General features: G+C 38.2%; 1 protein-coding gene. It reads left to right on the plus strand.

The window, feature by feature from the left end:
• Nucleotides 1-89: 89 nt before the first annotated feature.
• Nucleotides 90-638, plus strand: coding sequence for a hypothetical protein (locus tag CUS_RS07065; protein ID WP_002848888.1), 549 nt, complete (start codon nt 90-92; stop codon nt 636-638).
• Nucleotides 639-747: the final 109 nt, after the last annotated feature.

Consider the following 747-nt stretch of genomic DNA (forward strand, 5'->3'; position numbering starts at 1 on the left):
AGCATTATGGACTATGAGATCGAAGATGAACAGCTTCAGAAAGATGTTGAGGCTGCTGTAAAAATTAACGTATAATGGAGGAATTTATTATGGCAATAGAAAAAATAATAACAGAAATGATCAACGGTAAGTTTAACGACTGGTCTCAGTCAGTACTCGACAATATCAAGAGTCAGCATCACGATGACTCAGCACTTAACAAAGCGTTCAATGATGCCATGCAGGAAAATGTTAGCAGAGCGCTGAAAAATACGAAGAATAAAACTGAAGCGCCTTACTTGCTCAGAGATGAGATCCTTAAAGATATTTTCAATTACGAAAAAATATGGAACAAGATGTGGGTACAGCTGGATCCAATTCTTGAATACTGCGAACATAATAGCAGTATCGATCGTGGAGCGAAAAATATTGAAGTGTGTATTGATCATTTGGCGGTAACAATAAGTGCGCATGTACATAATGAATGTGAAGGACTTATTAATATATGTTCCCCATGGATCATAGCTATCCTGAACAAGGGTAATTTTATCAAACAGTACATGCTTTACCCGACGGAGATAGAACATCTGCTCGACAACTGGGACAAGTTCTATGAGATGATTGTCTCAAAGATGGATGAACAGCAGGAAAAACAATGACCGATAACTAATTTCCGGTTTCAAAGCGTTCCTCTTCGGAGAAGCGCTTTTTTGTTGCAGCAGGGGAGTATCAAACTGAAAAAAACATCTTAGCAGGCTTTTTATCATC

Source organism: Hominimerdicola alba 8, from assembly GCF_000178155.2.
Taxonomy (GTDB): Bacteria; Bacillota; Clostridia; order Oscillospirales; family Ruminococcaceae; genus Hominimerdicola; species Hominimerdicola alba_C.